This window comes from Kitasatospora sp. NPDC034023 (assembly GCF_055575795.1).
On record NZ_JBVIRY010000002.1, the window covers coordinates 392,615 to 407,987 of the forward strand.

Annotated in this window: 16 protein-coding genes; 2 read left to right on the top strand and 14 right to left on the bottom strand. The window is 73.1% G+C overall.

What is annotated here, in order from left to right:
* The first annotated feature begins 280 nt into the window (after positions 1–280).
* Together ACZ52R_RS04690 and ACZ52R_RS04695 are read left to right on the top strand one after the other, a co-directional pair.
* On the top strand, positions 281–1,303 hold the full coding sequence (locus tag ACZ52R_RS04690) for a M4 family metallopeptidase (RefSeq protein ID WP_360504290.1): 1,023 nt from the start codon (positions 281–283) through the stop codon (positions 1,301–1,303).
* 130 nt (positions 1,304–1,433) lie between these two features.
* Positions 1,434–1,700 carry a protealysin inhibitor emfourin gene (locus ACZ52R_RS04695; protein WP_360504292.1) on the top strand — a complete coding sequence of 89 codons (267 nt, stop codon included), beginning with the start codon at positions 1,434–1,436 and terminating at the stop codon, positions 1,698–1,700.
* A 75-nt stretch (positions 1,701–1,775) separates the two neighbouring features.
* Here ACZ52R_RS04695 and era read toward each other — a convergent pair whose 3' ends face one another.
* The 14 genes from era to dnaJ form a co-directional block, all read right to left on the bottom strand.
* Positions 1,776–2,705 (bottom strand): GTPase Era, encoded by a 930-nt coding sequence (gene era / locus ACZ52R_RS04700; RefSeq protein WP_360504294.1) that lies wholly within the window; start codon positions 2,703–2,705, stop codon positions 1,776–1,778.
* 58 nt (positions 2,706–2,763) lie between these two features.
* The gene (locus tag ACZ52R_RS04705) at positions 2,764–2,931 is read right to left on the bottom strand and encodes a hypothetical protein (protein WP_360504296.1); all 168 of its coding nucleotides are present in this window, start codon (positions 2,929–2,931) and stop codon (positions 2,764–2,766) included.
* Positions 2,932–3,101: 170 nt separating this feature from the next.
* Positions 3,102–3,455: a cytidine deaminase gene (locus tag ACZ52R_RS04710; RefSeq protein WP_465620152.1), complete on the bottom strand. Its 354-nt coding sequence runs from the start codon at positions 3,453–3,455 to the stop codon at positions 3,102–3,104.
* A gap of 76 nt (positions 3,456–3,531) precedes the next feature.
* Positions 3,532–4,077 (bottom strand): DUF4383 domain-containing protein, encoded by a 546-nt coding sequence (locus ACZ52R_RS04715; protein WP_465620151.1) that lies wholly within the window; start codon positions 4,075–4,077, stop codon positions 3,532–3,534.
* Positions 4,078–4,103: 26 nt separating this feature from the next.
* On the bottom strand, positions 4,104–4,340 hold the full coding sequence (locus ACZ52R_RS04720; RefSeq protein WP_465620149.1) for a hypothetical protein: 237 nt from the start codon (positions 4,338–4,340) through the stop codon (positions 4,104–4,106).
* 33 nt (positions 4,341–4,373) lie between these two features.
* Entirely contained in the window at positions 4,374–5,699 is a 1,326-nt protein-coding gene (locus ACZ52R_RS04725) for a hemolysin family protein (protein WP_360504304.1), read from the bottom strand.
* Between the two features lie 18 nt (positions 5,700–5,717).
* Entirely contained in the window at positions 5,718–6,212 is a 495-nt protein-coding gene (gene ybeY / locus ACZ52R_RS04730; protein ID WP_465620148.1) for an rRNA maturation RNase YbeY, read from the bottom strand.
* A 14-nt stretch (positions 6,213–6,226) separates the two neighbouring features.
* Positions 6,227–7,360, bottom strand: a complete 1,134-nt coding sequence (locus ACZ52R_RS04735; protein WP_396287807.1) for a PhoH family protein — start codon at positions 7,358–7,360, stop codon at positions 6,227–6,229.
* 269 nt (positions 7,361–7,629) lie between these two features.
* Complete coding sequence (locus ACZ52R_RS04740; RefSeq protein ID WP_360504306.1) at positions 7,630–8,553, bottom strand: ribonuclease Z; 924 nt, start codon at positions 8,551–8,553, stop codon at positions 7,630–7,632.
* Positions 8,554–8,559: 6 nt separating this feature from the next.
* Positions 8,560–8,913, bottom strand: coding sequence for a histidine triad nucleotide-binding protein (locus ACZ52R_RS04745; RefSeq protein ID WP_360504308.1), 354 nt, complete (start codon positions 8,911–8,913; stop codon positions 8,560–8,562).
* Between the two features lie 52 nt (positions 8,914–8,965).
* Positions 8,966–9,724, bottom strand: a complete 759-nt coding sequence (locus tag ACZ52R_RS04750; RefSeq protein WP_465752726.1) for an RDD family protein — start codon at positions 9,722–9,724, stop codon at positions 8,966–8,968.
* 161 nt (positions 9,725–9,885) lie between these two features.
* Positions 9,886–13,161, bottom strand: coding sequence for a S41 family peptidase (locus ACZ52R_RS04755; protein WP_465752728.1), 3,276 nt, complete (start codon positions 13,159–13,161; stop codon positions 9,886–9,888).
* 142 nt (positions 13,162–13,303) lie between these two features.
* Positions 13,304–14,053, bottom strand: a complete 750-nt coding sequence (locus ACZ52R_RS04760) for a 16S rRNA (uracil(1498)-N(3))-methyltransferase (protein ID WP_465662718.1) — start codon at positions 14,051–14,053, stop codon at positions 13,304–13,306.
* Between the two features lie 125 nt (positions 14,054–14,178).
* Entirely contained in the window at positions 14,179–15,318 is a 1,140-nt protein-coding gene (gene dnaJ / locus ACZ52R_RS04765; protein ID WP_360504316.1) for a molecular chaperone DnaJ, read from the bottom strand.
* Between the last annotated feature and the right edge of the window lie 55 nt (positions 15,319–15,373).

A 15,373-nucleotide genomic window follows, 5' to 3' on the forward strand; every position in this document is an offset into this window, starting at 1 on the left:
TCAACACCGACTGGCCGGCCTCTGCTGCCGCTCGCGACCCGCCATTGGATCGCCGATTCCGCGCACAGCTCGTTCCCCGCGGCGAGGGAGCCGGCCCCAGTGGACTACAGGCCCTCGACGCGGCAGCTAAGAAGAAGCAGCCCGTTGCGCATGATGCCCCAGCGTAACCCAGCGCCGCGCGCCCCCGAAGTGATCCGGGCTCCCGTTCCACTCCTTGAGACGCCGACCGGTCATGTCAAGGGTGGTGACATTCGGTCATCGAGGCCTCACCCTGGGCCACATGACTGCAGCAGTACCGATCTGCGCGATTGTCCCGCCGTACGTCCTGGACCGCCTCGCCGAGGCCGGTCACGAAGCCGCCGTCCACTCCCTCGCACTCGACGCCGCGCACCGCGCGGCCCGCCTCTCCCCGCCCCCGCCCACCGGCGGCGCCCCGGGCCTCAACCGGGTGATCTCCGACGCCGCCCACGGCCAGCGGCTGCCCGGCCGCACCGCGCGCACCGAGGGCCAGGCGGCGGTCGCCGACGCCTCCGTCAACCACGCCTACGACGGCCTCGGCGCCACCTTCGCGCTCTACGCCGACGCCTTCGGCCGGCACTCCATCGACGACCACAACCTGCGGCTGGACGCCAGCGTCCACTACGGCCGCAACTACGACAACGCCTTCTGGAACGGCCACCAGATGGTCTTCGGCGACGGCGACGGCGAGATCTTCGGCGACTTCACCGCCTGCATCGACGTCATCGGCCACGAACTCACCCACGGCGTCACCCAGTTCACCGCCGGACTCGACTACCAGGACCAGCCCGGCGCGCTCAACGAGTCGGTCTCCGACGTCTTCGGCTCGCTGGTCAAGCAGTACGCGCTGCGCCAGAGCGCCGCCGACGCCGACTGGCTGATCGGCGCCGGACTGCTCGCCCCCGGCGTCCAGGGCGTGGCGCTGCGTTCGATGAAGGCGCCCGGCACCGCCTACGACGACCCCCGGCTCGGCAAGGACCCGCAGCCCGCGCACATGCGGGACTACGTGAACACCGCCGAGGACAACGGCGGCGTGCACATCAACTCCGGCATCCCCAACCACGCGTTCTACCTGCTGGCCACCGCCCTCGGCGGCTCGGCCTGGGAGCGCGCCGGGCGGATCTGGTACGACGCGCTGACCGGCCGCACACTGCCCGCCGACGCCGACTTCACCGCCTTCGCCCGGGCCACCGTGGCCGCCGCCAAGGCCCGCTACCCCGACCAGTCCTCGGTCGCGGACACCGTCACGGCTTCCTGGGCGCAGGTCGGGATCAGCCCGGGGTGACCGGATGACCTCATCACCGTACGGCCGGGCAGAGGAGCCGAGACCGGCTGAGACCGGGTTGAGGTGCGCTTAAGGTCACGGTCCGGGAAAAGCGCCGCAAAAGCCTTCCCTGCGTACCACCATGGACACCATGCGTATCCAGGTGACCCGGACCGGCGGCTTCGCCGGAATCGTCCGCCACGCGGAGCTCGACAGCGCCGAGCGCACGGACGCCCCGCACGTCCACGCCCTCGCCCGCGAGGCCGTCGCGGGCGGGCTGCGCGCCCCCTCGTACGGGGTGCCGGACGGTTTCCACTACGAGATCACCGTCGACGGCCGGACGGTGTACTGCGCCGACCCGAAGCTCACCGACTCGCAGCGGGAGCTGGTGTCGCTGGTGCTGCGCGAGGGCGCGTAGCACCAGCGACGGCGGCGGAAGCGGCGACCGGCGCTCGAACTCCCCGGTCAGGGGCCCCGGTTCAGGGGCCCCGGTTCAGAAGCCGAGCTTGCGCAGCTGCTTCGGGTCGCGCTGCCAGTCCTTGGCGACCTTGACGTGCAGGTCGAGGTAGACCGGCGTGCCGAGCAGCGCCTCGATGTGCTTGCGGGCGGTGGTGCCGACGTGCTTCAGCCGCGAGCCCTTGGCGCCGATCACGATCGCCTTCTGGCTCTGCCGCTCGATGTAGACGTTGGCGTGGATGTCCAGCAGCGGGCGGTCCGCCGGGCGGCCCTCGCGCGGGAGCATCTCCTCGACCACGACGGCCAGCGAGTGCGGCAGCTCGTCCCGCACGCCCTCGAGCGCGGCCTCGCGGATCAGCTCGGCGACCATGATCTGCTCGGGCTCGTCGGTGAGGTCGCCGTCCGGGTAGAGCTGGTCGCCCTCCGGCAGCAGCTTGGTGAGCAGGTCGGCGGCCAGTTCGACCTGCTTGTCGCCGACCGCGGAGACCGGGATGATCTCGGCCCACTCGAAGCCCAGCTCGATGCCGAGCTGGTGGATGGCGATCAGCTGCTCGGCCAGGCGCTTGGAGTCGACCAGGTCGGTCTTGGTGACGATGGCGACCTTCGGGGTCTTCTTGATCCCGGCGATCTCCTTGGCGATGAACTTGTCGCCGGGGCCGATCTTCTGGTCGGCGGGCAGGCAGAAACCGATCACGTCGACCTCGGCCCAGGTGCTGCGGACCAGGTCGTTGAGGCGCTCGCCGAGCAGCGTGCGCGGCTTGTGCAGACCGGGGGTGTCGACCAGGACGAGCTGGGCGTCGGGGCGGTGCACGATGCCGCGCACGGTGTGCCGGGTGGTCTGAGGGCGGTCGGAGGTGATCGCGACCTTCGTCCCCACCAGGGCGTTGGTCAGGGTCGACTTGCCCGCGTTGGGCCGGCCGACGAAGCACGCGAACCCGGAGCGGTACGAGGAGGAAGGGGCATTCATGGGCTCCATTCTCCCTGATCACCGGAGCCCCGCTGCCCGGGGTCGCCCCCGGGCGCGTTCAGCCCTGCTTTCCGCCCTTGGCGTTCCCGGGAATCAGCGAGACCACCACCAGCACCAGCAGGAATCCGAGCGAGCCGAACAGCCAGCCCTGCGAACCGGTCTCCTGCCATTTCCCCAGCCCCATCACGAACAGCAGCAGCCCGGCGAAGAACGCCACCGCCCCCATGTCCCAGCCCCCCTCACCGAGTCCACTCCCCCGGTGAGATTATCTGCAGAACTCGTGGGGGCCGCCACGCCGGGTGGTGCCGGGCCGAGAAGGCCCCGCAAGGGCCCTGGCCGCCCCTCAACAGCCCCCCAGAGCCCCTCCGTGCCCCCTCGGCAGCCCCCCAGCGCCGCTCAGCGCGCCTCGGCCGCCACCCGCAGCGCCCCGTCCGGACCGGCCAGCAGCACCGGCGTCCCGGCCCCGCCCAGGTCCCGCACCGCCGCCAGGTCGGCCTCGGCCGGCTGCTCCGCCTCGCTCACCACGGCCGCCGCCTCCAGCGACTTGGCGCCGCTGGCCACCGCCATCGCCACCGCCGTCTGCAGCGCGCTCAGCCGCAGCGACTCCAGGGCGACCGTCCCGGCCACGTAGGTCCGGCCGGTCTCGTCACGCACCGCGGCCCCCTCGGGGACGCCGTTGCGGGCGCGGGCCGAGCGGGCCAGGGTGATGATCTTCTTGTCTTCGGGGTCGAGCTCGACGATGTCACTCATGCCGCCGAGCATAGGCCGCCGCCCGTCGCCACCGGATCGCGAGCGCCCCGGAGGCGAGCGGGCGAGTAGCAGCGGCTCAGTGGCCGACCGGGTGGGTCGGGCCCGGGTTCGGGCGGAGGACCTTGACGAAGGTCTTCGGCCCGGACGGCATCGGCTCCTCGTTCTCGGCGCGATGGCGCCAGTACGGGTTGTCGTGCGGCAGATGGCTGCTCACCCGGCCGTACATCCCGAATGTCGTCAGGACGACCCCGAAGACGAACGCGAACAGCACGTTCGACATCCGGAAGTTGAGGATGTTGGCCTCCGGCCGTCCGAGCACCGTCAGGCCGTAGAAACCGGACAGGACGAACAGCACGCCCACCGCCATGTTCAGGTTGGCGGCGAAGTTCCCGCCGATCACCGCCCCGATCACCAGGATCGCGCCCGCCACGATGGACAGGACGGCCAGCGCGCCGTTGGTCGACAGCCCCGCGACCTGATCGCCCCGGGTGTCGAGGAAGCCCGGGTGGTCGGCCAGCCCGAGGGCCCCGAACACGATCAGGAAGACTCCTCCGAGCCCCGCTCCGATCCGCCAGACCATGAGGAGCTTGTGGTCGACGGGCAGTTCGTCTTGCAGCTTCATGGCGACCTCCAGAGCTCAGCCATGGCCTAGCTGTAGGGGTGGCTCCCCTGCATGTGGGGCGTCTCGTGCATGTAGAGCGAGCCGCACTGCTGGCAGCAGCGCAGCCCGGTGCCCCACTCCTGCTCGGGCCGCGTCTCGGCGTCGTCGGGCATGGTCCGGCCGCAGAGCGCCGTCGAGAGGTCCCGGTCCCGCACCACGTGCCAGGACCTGACTCCGCCGGCCACCCCCTGCGGGCCGTACTCCGCGCGCAGTTTGTGCGTCATGCCCTCCATGGTCGCTCGGCGGCAGCCCACCCGCTACTCGCCCGCGAACTCCTCGGCCTCGTCGCCCTTGCGGACCGGGGTGGCGACCATCGAGCCGATCCGGTTGCGGCGGCCGGCCGAGGACTCGGCGGTCAGCAGGATGCCGGTCAGGCCGTCCGTGGCCGGCTCCGGCAGCGGGATCTCGCAGGCGGAACCGGGGATCGGCACCCGGCCGAGGTGCTTGGCCAGCAGGCCGCCGACGGTCTCGACGTCCTCGTCCTCCAGCTCGATGCCGAACAGCTCGCCCAGGTCCTCGACCAGCAGGCGGGCGGTGATCCGGTACGAGCCGTCGCCGAGGTCCTCCACCGGCGCGATCTCCCGGTCGTACTCGTCGGTGATCTCGCCGACGATCTCCTCCAGGACGTCCTCGATGGTGACCAGGCCGGCCGTGCCGCCGTACTCGTCGATCACGATCGCCACGTGCGAGCGGCGCTGCTGCATCTCGCGCAGCAGGTCGCCGGCCGGCTTGGAGTCCGGGACGAACACGGCCGGGCGCATCACCGCGCCGACCTCCTCGGCCTCCGCCTCCCGGTTGATGTGGGTGCGCCGCACCAGGTCCTTGAGGTAGACGATGCCGACCACGTCGTCCTCGTTGTCGCCGACCACCGGGATCCGCGAGAAGCCGGAGCGCAGCGCCAGGGTGAGGGCCTGCCGGACGGTCTTGTGCCGCTCGATCATCACCAGGTCGGTGCGCGGCACCATCACCTCGCGCACGATGGTGTCGCCCAGTTCGAAGACGGAGTGCACCATCCGGCGCTCCTCGTCCTCGATCAGGTCGTCCTTCTCGGCGAGGTCCACCAGGGCCCGCAGTTCCGCCTCGGAGGCGAACGGCCCCTCCCGGTAGCCCTTGCCCGGGGTCAGCGCGTTGCCGAGGAGGATCAGCAATCGCGGGATCGGGCCGAGCACGGCGGCCAGCGGCAGCAGCACGAAGGAGGCCGCGGTCGCCGTGGTGAGCGGGTGCTGGCGCCCGATCGTGCGCGGCGAGACCCCCACCGCGACGAAGGACACCAGCACCATCACGCCGAACGCCAGCAGCACGGCCTGCCAGGTCGGGGTGAGGTTGCGCACGCACACCACGGTGACCAGGACGGCCGCCGCCATCTCGCTGGCCACCCGGATCAGGGTCGCCAGGTTGAGGTAGCGGATCGGGTCGGAGGCGAGGGTCAGCAGGCGCGCGGAGCCGCGCCGGCCGACCCGCACGGCCTCCTCCGCCCGGAACCGCGAGACCCGGGAGATGCCCGCCTCGGCGCACGCGGCCAGCCAGCCGAGGACGACGAGCAGCACGGCACCGAGGATGAAGCTCGTACTCTCACCACTCACAGGGGTCGGGCTCCGCGCTCAGTGGGTGGTGGGGGCCGGGGAGATGCCGCCGAGGCCGCGGCCCGCCCGCCAGTCGTCCAGGATGCGCTTCTGGAGGGCGAACATCTCCTCCTCTTCCTCGGGCTCCTCGTGGTCGTAGCCGAGGACGTGCAGCACGCCGTGCACGGTGAGCAGTTGCAGCTCCTCGTCCATCGAGTGCTTCGAGGGGGCGGACTTGCCCTGCTGCTCGGCGACCTCGGGGCAGAGCACGATGTCGCCGAGCAGGCCCTGCGGCAGCTCCTCGCCCTCCTTGCCGGGACGCAGCTCGTCCATGGGGAAGGACATCACGTCGGTGGGCCCGGGCAGGTCCATCCACTGGATGTGCAGCTCCTCCATCGCCGCTCCGTCCACCAGGATCACGGACAGTTCGGACTGCGGGTGGATCCGCATCTTGTCCAGGGCGAAGCGGGCGACGTCGAGGATGGCTTCCTCATCGGCGTCCCAACCGGACTCGTTGGCGATGTCGATCGACATGACGGGCTGTGTGCTCAGCTTTCGGTGCGATGGGACTGGCGGGGTGCTCGGGGCGCCGTGGTCTTGCCCGGGCGCCGCTGGGCGGGCTTGCGGGGAGGGGTGGTGCCCTCCTCGGCCTCCTGGCGGGCGTCCCAGCGCTCGTAGGCGTCCACGATCCGGCCGACCAGCTTGTGGCGGACCACGTCGGTGCTGGTGAGGACGGAGAAATGGATGTCGGGCACGTCGGCCAGGATCTCCTGGACGACCTTGAGGCCGCTCCTGGTGCCGCCCGGGAGGTCGATCTGGCTGGTGTCGCCGGTGACGACCACCCGGGAGTTGAACCCGAGGCGGGTGAGGAACATCTTCATCTGCTCGGGCGAGGTGTTCTGGGCCTCGTCGAGGATGATGAAGGCGTCGTTGAGGGTGCGGCCGCGCATGTACGCGAGCGGCGCGACCTCGATGGTGCCGGCCGCCATCAGGCGCGGGATGGAGTCCGGGTCCATCATGTCGTGCAGCGCGTCGTAGAGCGGGCGCAGGTACGGGTCGATCTTCTCGTAGAGGGTGCCGGGCAGGAAGCCCAGCCGCTCCCCCGCCTCGACCGCCGGGCGGGTCAGGATGATCCGGTTGACCTCCTTGGCCTGCAGGGCCTGCACGGCCTTGGCCATCGCCAGGTAGGTCTTGCCGGTGCCGGCCGGGCCGAGGCCGAAGACGATCGTGTGCTTGTCGATCGCGTCGACGTAGCGCTGCTGGTTGAGGGTCTTGGGGCGGATCGTGCGGCCGCGGTTGGACAGGATGTTCGCGGTGAACACCTGGGACGGCGCCGGGCTGTCCGGGTCCTGCTCCTGGCTGCGGAGCATGGCGATGGAGCGCTCCACGGAGTCCTCCGTCAGGGGCTGGCCGGTGCGCAGCACCAGCATCATCTCGTTGAAGAGCTTCTGCACGAGGGCGACTTCGGCGCGCGCCCCGGTGGCGGTCACCTCGTTGCCCCGGACGTGGATGTCGGCGGCGGGGAAACCCTGTTCGATCACGCGCAGCAGCGAGTCCGCGGTGCCGAGCAGGGTGACCATCGGGTGCTTCTCGGGGATGACGAACCGGGCGCTGACACGGCCGTCGTCGGCCGGTTCGGAACGCGACTGTCCGTTGGTACGGGTCTGCGATGTGTCACTCATAGGTCGGCGCTGGGGCCTGCCTCATCCCATCCGTGGTGTCGTGTGCCGCTCGGTGTCTCCGGGGCACCAGGGTACGCCGCGAGCGTGATCGCCGCGGCGGGCGGCGGGGCCGCACCCGTCGATGCTGCGGCAGTTCGCGGGACGGCGCGAGCCCTTTTTTCCGCGGGTACCCGGCGCGGGCGGGTTCACGGCCGACGCGGGCCGGTTCACCGCCGACGAAGGCGGGTTGACAGCCGACGACGGCGGGTTCACGGCCGGCGAAGGCGGCTTCACGGCTGACGGCGCACGGGCACGGGCACCCGGGCGAGGTCGGCGGCCAGCACCAGCTCCCCGTCGAAGTGCTTGCGGGCGTCGGCCAGATGCTGGCCGAGGTCCGGATAGCGCTGTGAGAAGTGGGTCAGCACCAGGGTGCGCGCGCCCGCCTCGGCGGCGACCTTGGCGGCCTGCCCGGCGGTGAGGTGGCCGTGCTCCTCGGCGAGACGGGCGTCGGCGTCGGTGAAGGTGGCCTCGACCACCAGCAGGTCGGTGCCCTCGGCGAGCGCGTACACGCCCTCGCAGAGCCGGGTGTCCATCACGAAGGCGAACTTCTGGCCCGGCCGCGGCTCACTGACCTCGTCCAGGGTGACCCGCCGGCCGTCCGCCTCGATCGCGCCCTCGTGCTGCAGCCGGCCCACCGCCGGCCCGGAGACGCCCAGAGCGGCGAGCCGTTCGGGCACCAGCCGGCGGCCGTCCGGCTCGGCCAGCCGGTAGCCGAAGGACTCCACGGGGTGGTCCAGCCGCACGGCGTCCAGCGCGAAGCGGGCGCCGGGCGCGGGCAGCGGGCCCGGCTCGTCGATCGGCCGGGGCCGCAGCACGGCCGTCTCGTGGTACGCGGTGGCGTGCCGCAGCCGCTCGAAGTAGACCTCGCCGGAAGCCGGGAAGTAGACGTCCACCGGATGCGGGACGCGGTCCAGGTTGATCCGCTGGATCACCCCCGCGAGGCCCAGGCAGTGGTCGCCGTGGAAGTGGGTGACCGCGATCCGGGTGATCTGGGTGGCCGTGACCCCGGCGTGCAGCATCTGCCGCTGGGTGCCCTCGCCGGGGTCGAACAGCAGGCCCTCGCCGTCCCAGCGCAGCAGGTAGCCGTTGTGGTTGCGGTGCCGGGTGGGCACCTGGCTGGCGGTGCCGAGGACGACGAGTTCGCGCTGGGACACCTGGGATCAGACCATGCTCTCGGTCATGCGCTTGCCGCCGAGCACGTGGACGTGGGCGTGGAAGACCGTCTGCCCGGCGCCCGCACCGGTGTTGAAGATCAGCCGGTAGTCCTCGATGCCCTCGTCCTCGGCCACCCGGCCCGCCTCGGCGAGCAGTTCACCGGCGATCTCCGGCTCGGCGGCGGCCAGCGCGGCCGCGTTCGGGTAGTGGACGTGCGGGATGACCAGGACGTGCACGGGGGCCTTGGGGGCGATGTCGCGGAAGGCGAGGACGCGCTCGGTCTTGCGCACCACCGTCGCCGGGATCTCGCCCGCCACGATCTTGCAGAACAGGCAGTCGGGCTGCGCCTCGCCGGCCATCGGCTACTCCTCGGGATCGGTACGTCGGGTGATGGGGCCGTACGGGCGCAGCCTAGCCGAGCCCGGCCGCGGCCTGCTGGTACTCCCGCAGGTGCTTCCAACGCACCGCGCGCATGCCGACGATGTCGCCGTCGTCGAGGTCGAAGTCCTCGGAGAGGATCGTCACCGCGAGGAAGACGAAGCCGAGCAGCCAGCGCCTGGTGAGCCGCCACGTGTTCGGGCGCATCACCCGCTTGGTGCGCACCACCCGCATCGCCAGGATCGCCTTGCCGACGCTGAAGCCGGCGAGGCGGGCGAGCACGACCTGGTTCAGGAAGGACACGAGGAGGCCGACGACGACCAGCGCCACGACGTACGGCACGGCCGGGCCGCCGCTCTGCACGGAGTGGCCCGCCACGTTCCTGACCTTCGGCCGGCTCGCGGCGTCGGCGGCGGCGAAGCCGAGGCCGACCGCGAGGAAGAAGTCGAGCACGATCGCCAGGAAGCGCCGGCCGCCGCCCGCCTCCTTGGGGGGCGGCAGCGTCGCGGCGCGCTGCGGGTGCTGCGGCTGCTGCGGGTAGGGGTTGGGGTCGGGGTACGGGTCGGGCTGGGCGTACTGCTGGGGCTGTCCGTACTGCTGCGGCTGGGCGTACTGCTGCGGCTGGCCGTACTGGGGCTGCTGGGGCTGCGGCGGCTGCGGCGCGTAGCCCTGCGGTGCGTACCCCTGCGGCGGGTACGGCTGCGGTTGCTGCTGGTAGGGCGGGTACGGCTGCGGTTGCTGTTGTCCGTAAGGGTTCTGGCCGTACGGCGACGGCGGGTAGCCCTGTGCCATGGTGATTCCCCCGTGAGCTGTGGATCAAGAAACAGCCCCGCATCCTACCCACGCCCCCGCGTGGGAAGTCGGCCCACCCGACTTCCCACGCGGCGACCCGCCCGCTTGCCTCCGGCGCGCCCCTTCGGCTTCTTTTTTCGGGGCGCACCCAGGCGGCGCCGCTACTGCCAGGGCATCGGCGGCGCCGTGCGGGCCGGGGTGTCGGCGAGTGCGGCCAGGGCGAGCCGGACGCCCTCGGCGAGCTGCGGGTCCTCGCCGGCCGCCCAGTGGTGCGGGGCGATCGGCACCTCGACGTCCGGGTCGACGCCGTGGTTCTCCACGCCCCAGCCGTAGTTCTCCAGCCAGAACGCGTACTTGGGCTGGGTGACCAGGGTGCCGTCGACCAGCCGGTAGCGGCTGTCGATGCCGATCACCCCGCCCCAGGTGCGGGTGCCGACGACCGGGCCGATCCCCAGCGCCTGGATGGCGGCGTTGACGATGTCGCCGTCCGAGCCGGAGTCCTGGTCGGCGAGCGCGACGATCGGTCCGCGCGGGGCGTCGCCGGGATACGGCACCGGGCTGTCGGTGTCCCGGCTGACGTTCCAGCCGACGATGCGGCGGGCGAGCTTCTCGATCACCAGCTGCGAGGTGTGGCCGCCCCGGTTCTCCCGGATGTCGACGATCACGCCCTCCTTGGCCATCTCCGAGCGCAGGTCGCGGTGGATCTGGGCCCAGCCGGTGGTCTGCATGTCGGGGACGTGCAGGTAGCCGAGCCGGCCGCCGGACAGTTCGCGCACGGCGGCCCGCCGCCCGGCCACCCAGTCGTGGTAGCGCAGCGCCTCGTCGTCGGCGAGCGGGACGACCACCGGGTGGCGCTGGTCGGTGCCGTCCTTGCCGGCCACGGTCAGCTCGACCGGCTGCCCGGCGGTGCCGGCCAGCAGCGGGGCCGGGCCGGTGACCGGGTCCACCGGGCGGCCGTTGACCGCGAGGATCGCGTCGCCCGGGCGGATCGCGGCGCCGGGCGCGGCCAGCGGCGAGCGGGCCCTCGGGTCGGAGGACTCGCCGGGCAGGATCCGGGCGATCCGCCACTGCCCGCCCTCCTTGACGAGGTCCGCGCCGAGCAGGCCCTGGCGCCGGGCGGCGTCGGTGTGCGCGCCGTAGGGGAGGACGTAGGCGTGCGAGGTACCGAGTTCGCCGTGCACCTCCCAGAGCAGGTCGACCAGGTCGTCGTGCGAGCCGACCCGCTCCACCAGCGGCCGGTAGCGCTCCAGGACGCCGGCCCAGTCCACGCCGGCGAGGTCGGGGCGCCAGAAGTTGTCCCGCATCAGCCGGCCGTTCTCGGCGAACATCTGCCGCCACTCGGCGGCCGGGTCGACGGTGACCCGCAGCCGGGCGAGGTCCACGGCGGTCTCGTCGTCCTCGCCGGCCGCCTTGTGGTCGGCGGGGACGATGCGCAGCTCGCCCTCGTCCAGCACGGCGACCCGGCTGCCGTCCCCGCTGACCGCGAAGCCGTCGACGTCGTGCACCAGTTGCTCGACCCGGCGCTTCTTCAGGTCGAAGCGCTCCAGCACCGGCCGGGGCCGGTCATCCTCCAACGAGGCCGCCTCGTCGCCGAGTTCGCCGAGCAGCGGGGCCCTGGTCCACAGCACGCCGTCCTTGGCGGCCCGCAGGGTGCCGAACAGGCCGCCCTCGACCGGGAACGGGACGATCCGGTCGGCGATGCCGTCCAGGTCCACCCTGGTCACCGGCGCGGTGTCGGCGCCGCCGTCCTCGCCGTCCGCCTTCTTGGCCCGCGGCTCGTCCTCCTCCCCGCCGAGCGGGCGCCCGGCCCGCTGCGGCCCGAACGGGGACGGCGTGTCGGCGGCCAGCGTGATCAGGTACGGGCGGCAGCCGTTGGGGAAGGACAGGTCGAAGACGTGCGAGTCGTAGACCGGGTCGAAGTTGCGCACCGACAGGAACGCCAGGTAGCGGCCGTCCGCGGTGAAGGCCGGCGAGGTGTCGATGAAGCGCTGCTGGGTGGCCTCGCTCACGGTGCGGGTGGCCAGGTTGGCCAGCACGATCTGGCGCAGCGACCACGGGCCCAGCCCCGGCACCGGCCGCGACCAGGCCAGCCAGGCCGAGTCCGGGCTGAAGACCAGCCCGCCGACCTCGCCGTCGGTGCTGCGGTCCAGCTCGTGCACGGTGCCGTCGGCGAGCGTCACCAGCAGCACCCGGCCGTCGTGCACGCCGAGCGCGGCCTGCTTGCCGTCCGGGGAGACGGCCAGCGCGTTGACCCGGCCGAGCTGCCCGGCGGCCAGCCGGCGGCGCTCGGTGCCGTGCACGGCCGGCGCGAACTCCAGGGCGTCCTCGCCCTCGGCGTCGGACACCCACAGCACGCCCTGGGCGCCGTCCTCGCCCGGCACCACCCGGACCAGGCGCCCGCGCACGCCCGGCGTCTCGTCCAGCACCCGGGCCGGGCCCTCGCGGTGGGTCAGCCAGTGCACGCTGCCGCGCACCACGACGGCGCTGGCCCGGCCGGTGCGGTCGGGGGCGACCGCCTCCAGCCAGTGCGCGGCGTGCACCGGGCGGGGGCGGCGGCCGCTGCGCGGGCCGGCCAGCCGGATGTCCAGGCGGCGCGGCTCGGCGCCGGCCAGGTCGTCCAGCAGCCAGACGTCACCGGCCCGGTGGAACACCACCCGGGTGCCGTCGGTGGCGGCGTTGCGGGCGTAGAAGCCGTCCGCGCCGACGCTGTGGCGGCGCAGGTCGGACCCGTCCGGGAGGCTGGACCACAGCTCGCCGACGCCCTCGTGGTCGGACAGGAAGGCGATCCGGCCGCCCTGCCCGCCCTGCCCGCCCGGCCCGCCCGCAAAGCCGGCCACCCACAGCGGCGAGGACAGCTGGCCGTCCAACCCCTCGTGGACGCGGACGAATTCGTCCCGGCCCAGCCACAGCTTGCCGGCCCGGCCGCCCCGGTAGCGCTTCCACCAGGCCGGTTCGCGGATCGCGGCACTGGCCAGCAGCACCCGGTCCCCGCCGGGCTCGAAGGCGATCCCGCCGATCGGCCCGTACGGCAGCCGCGCGGGCTCGCCGCCGTCCAGCGGCACGGCGTGCGCCCAGGTGCGGCGCAGGGTGGCCTGGCCGGCGGTGGTGGTGGCGATCGGGCGGCCGTCGGCCGTCCAGCCCTGCACCCGGGTCTGGCCGCTGCCCCAGTGGGTGAGCCGGCGGGACGGGCCGCCGTCCACCGGCACCACGTGCACCTCGGGCGCGCCGTCCCGGGTGGAGGTGAAGGCGATGTGCCGCCCGTCCGGGGAGAACCGGGGGTCGTGGACCGGCCGGTGGTCGGCCGTCAGCCGCCAGGCCCGGCCGCCGTCCAGCGGGGCGAGCCAGAGGTCGTTCTCGGCGACGAAGGTGATCAGGTCGCCGTGCAGGTGGGGGTGGCGCAGATAGGCGCCCGCGGAGGTGCTCAGGGAGTCCGTCACGCGGTCCAGCGTAGGCACGTACGCGTACGAGCCGCCGGGCTTTCCGGCAAGAGTCGGGCCCCTCGGGTGAGCCCGCTGGACCGCGCCGCGCGGCCGTAGTACGGGCCGCGGCCCCGGTGCACGGGCCACGGCCCGGTCCGGGCTACGCCCAGCGGCCGGTGCGTCCCAGCAGCAGCGCGCCGGCGGCCACCCCGGCGGTGGAGGTGCGCAGCACCGAGGGGCCCAGCCGGTACGGCTTCGCGCCCGCCTCGGCGAACGCGGCCAGCTCCTCCGGGGACACCCCGCCCTCCGGGCCGACCACCAGCACGAGGTCGCCGGCCTCGGGCAGCGCGGCGTGCGCCAGCGGCTCGGCGCCCTCCTCGTGCAGCACGGCGGCGAACGCGGCCCGCGCGAGGACGGGCGCCAGCTGCCTGGTGGTCATCGGGTCGCGGACCTCGGGGAAGCGCAGCCGGCGGGACTGCTTGCCCGCCTCGCGGGCGGTGGCCCGCCACTTGGCGAGCGCCTTGGCGCCGCGCTCGCCCTTCCACTGGGTGATGCAGCGCGAGGCCGCCCACGGGATGACCACGTCCACGCCGACCTCGGTCATGGTCTCCACGGCCAGCTCGCCGCGGTCGCCCTTGGGCAGCGCCTGGACGACGACGATCCGCGGCGCGGGCTCCGGCTCGCGGCGCACGGCAGCGACCGCCACGTCGATCGCGTCCTTGCCGAGCACCTCGGCGACCGTCCCGTCCACGCCGAGCCCCTGCCCGTCGGCCAGGGTCACCGACTCGCCCGGCTCCAGCCGCTTCACCGCGGCCGCGTGCCGCCCCTCCGGGCCGTCCAGGCGCACGACGGTGCCGGGCGCGGCGGCGACGATCCGCTCGGTCTCGACGACGAAGACGGGTGCGGTCATGCGGGGGAACCTTTCCGGGGTGCGGCCTGCGGGCTGAGGCCTGAGGCCCGGGTGCGGCCTACGGCCTGAGGGGGGACACGCGAAAGAGGTGCCGGGGTGGGCCCCCGGCGCCCCTGCGCGGACGGCTACCGGCCGTTGAAGGCGTCCTTCAGCCGGGAGAACAGGCCCTGCTGGCCCGGCGCGAACTGGCCGGACGGCTGCTCCTCACCGCGCAGCACCGCGAGGCGGCGCAGCAGGTCCTCCTGCTCGGCGTCGAGCTTGCTGGGCGTCTTCACCTCGACATGCACTATCAGGTCGCCCCGGCCGCCCCCGCGCAGGTGGGTGATGCCCCGGCCGTGCAGCGGGATCGACTGGCCGGACTGGGTGCCGGGCCTGATGTCGACCTCCTCCAGGCCGTCCAGGGTCTGCAGCGGCACCCGGGTGCCGAGCGAGGCCGCCGTCATCGGGATGGTGACGGTGCAGTGCAGGTCGTCGCCGCGCCGCTGGAAGATGGTGTGGGTGGTCTCGGCGATCTCGACGTACAGGTCGCCGGCCGGGCCGCCGCCGGGGCCGACCTCGCCCTCGCCGGCCAGCTGGATCCGGGTGCCGTTGTCGACACCGGCCGGGATCTTGACGGTCAGGGTGCGACGGGCGCGGACCCGGCCGTCGCCGGCGCACTCCGGGCACGGGGTCGGCACGACGGTGCCGAAGCCCTGGCACTGCGGGCAGGGACGGGAGGTCATGACCTGGCCCAGGAAGGACCTGGTGACCTGGGAGACCTCGCCCTTGCCGCGACACATGTCGCACGTCTGGGCGGAGGTGCCGGGGGCCGCGCCCTCGCCGCTGCACGTGGTGCAGGTGACGGCGGTGTCGACCTGGAGCTCCTTGGTGGTGCCGAAAGCGGCCTCCTCCAGGGTGATCTCCAGCCGGATCATGGCGTCCTGGCCGCGGCGGGTGCGCGAGCGCGGGCCACGCTGGCCGGCCGCGGCGCCGAAGAAGGCGTCCATGATGTCGGAGAAGCCGAAGCCCGCCGCGCCGGCGCCGAAACCGCCCGCGCCACCGCCGCCCGGCGACAGCGGGTCACCGCCGAGGTCGTAGACCTGGCGCTTCTGCGGATCGGAGAGCACCTCGTAGGCGGCGTTGATCTCCTTGAACCGCTCCTGCGTCTTCGGGTCCGGGTTGACGTCCGGGTGCAGTTCGCGTGCCAGGCGCCGGAACGCCTTCTTGATCTCGTCCTGCCCCGCATCCCGTCGGACGCCGAGTACCGCGTAGTAGTCCGTGGCCACCAAATGCTCCGCTTGTTCCGCCTGTAGTAGTGCTGCGACTGGTTACCGCGCGTCA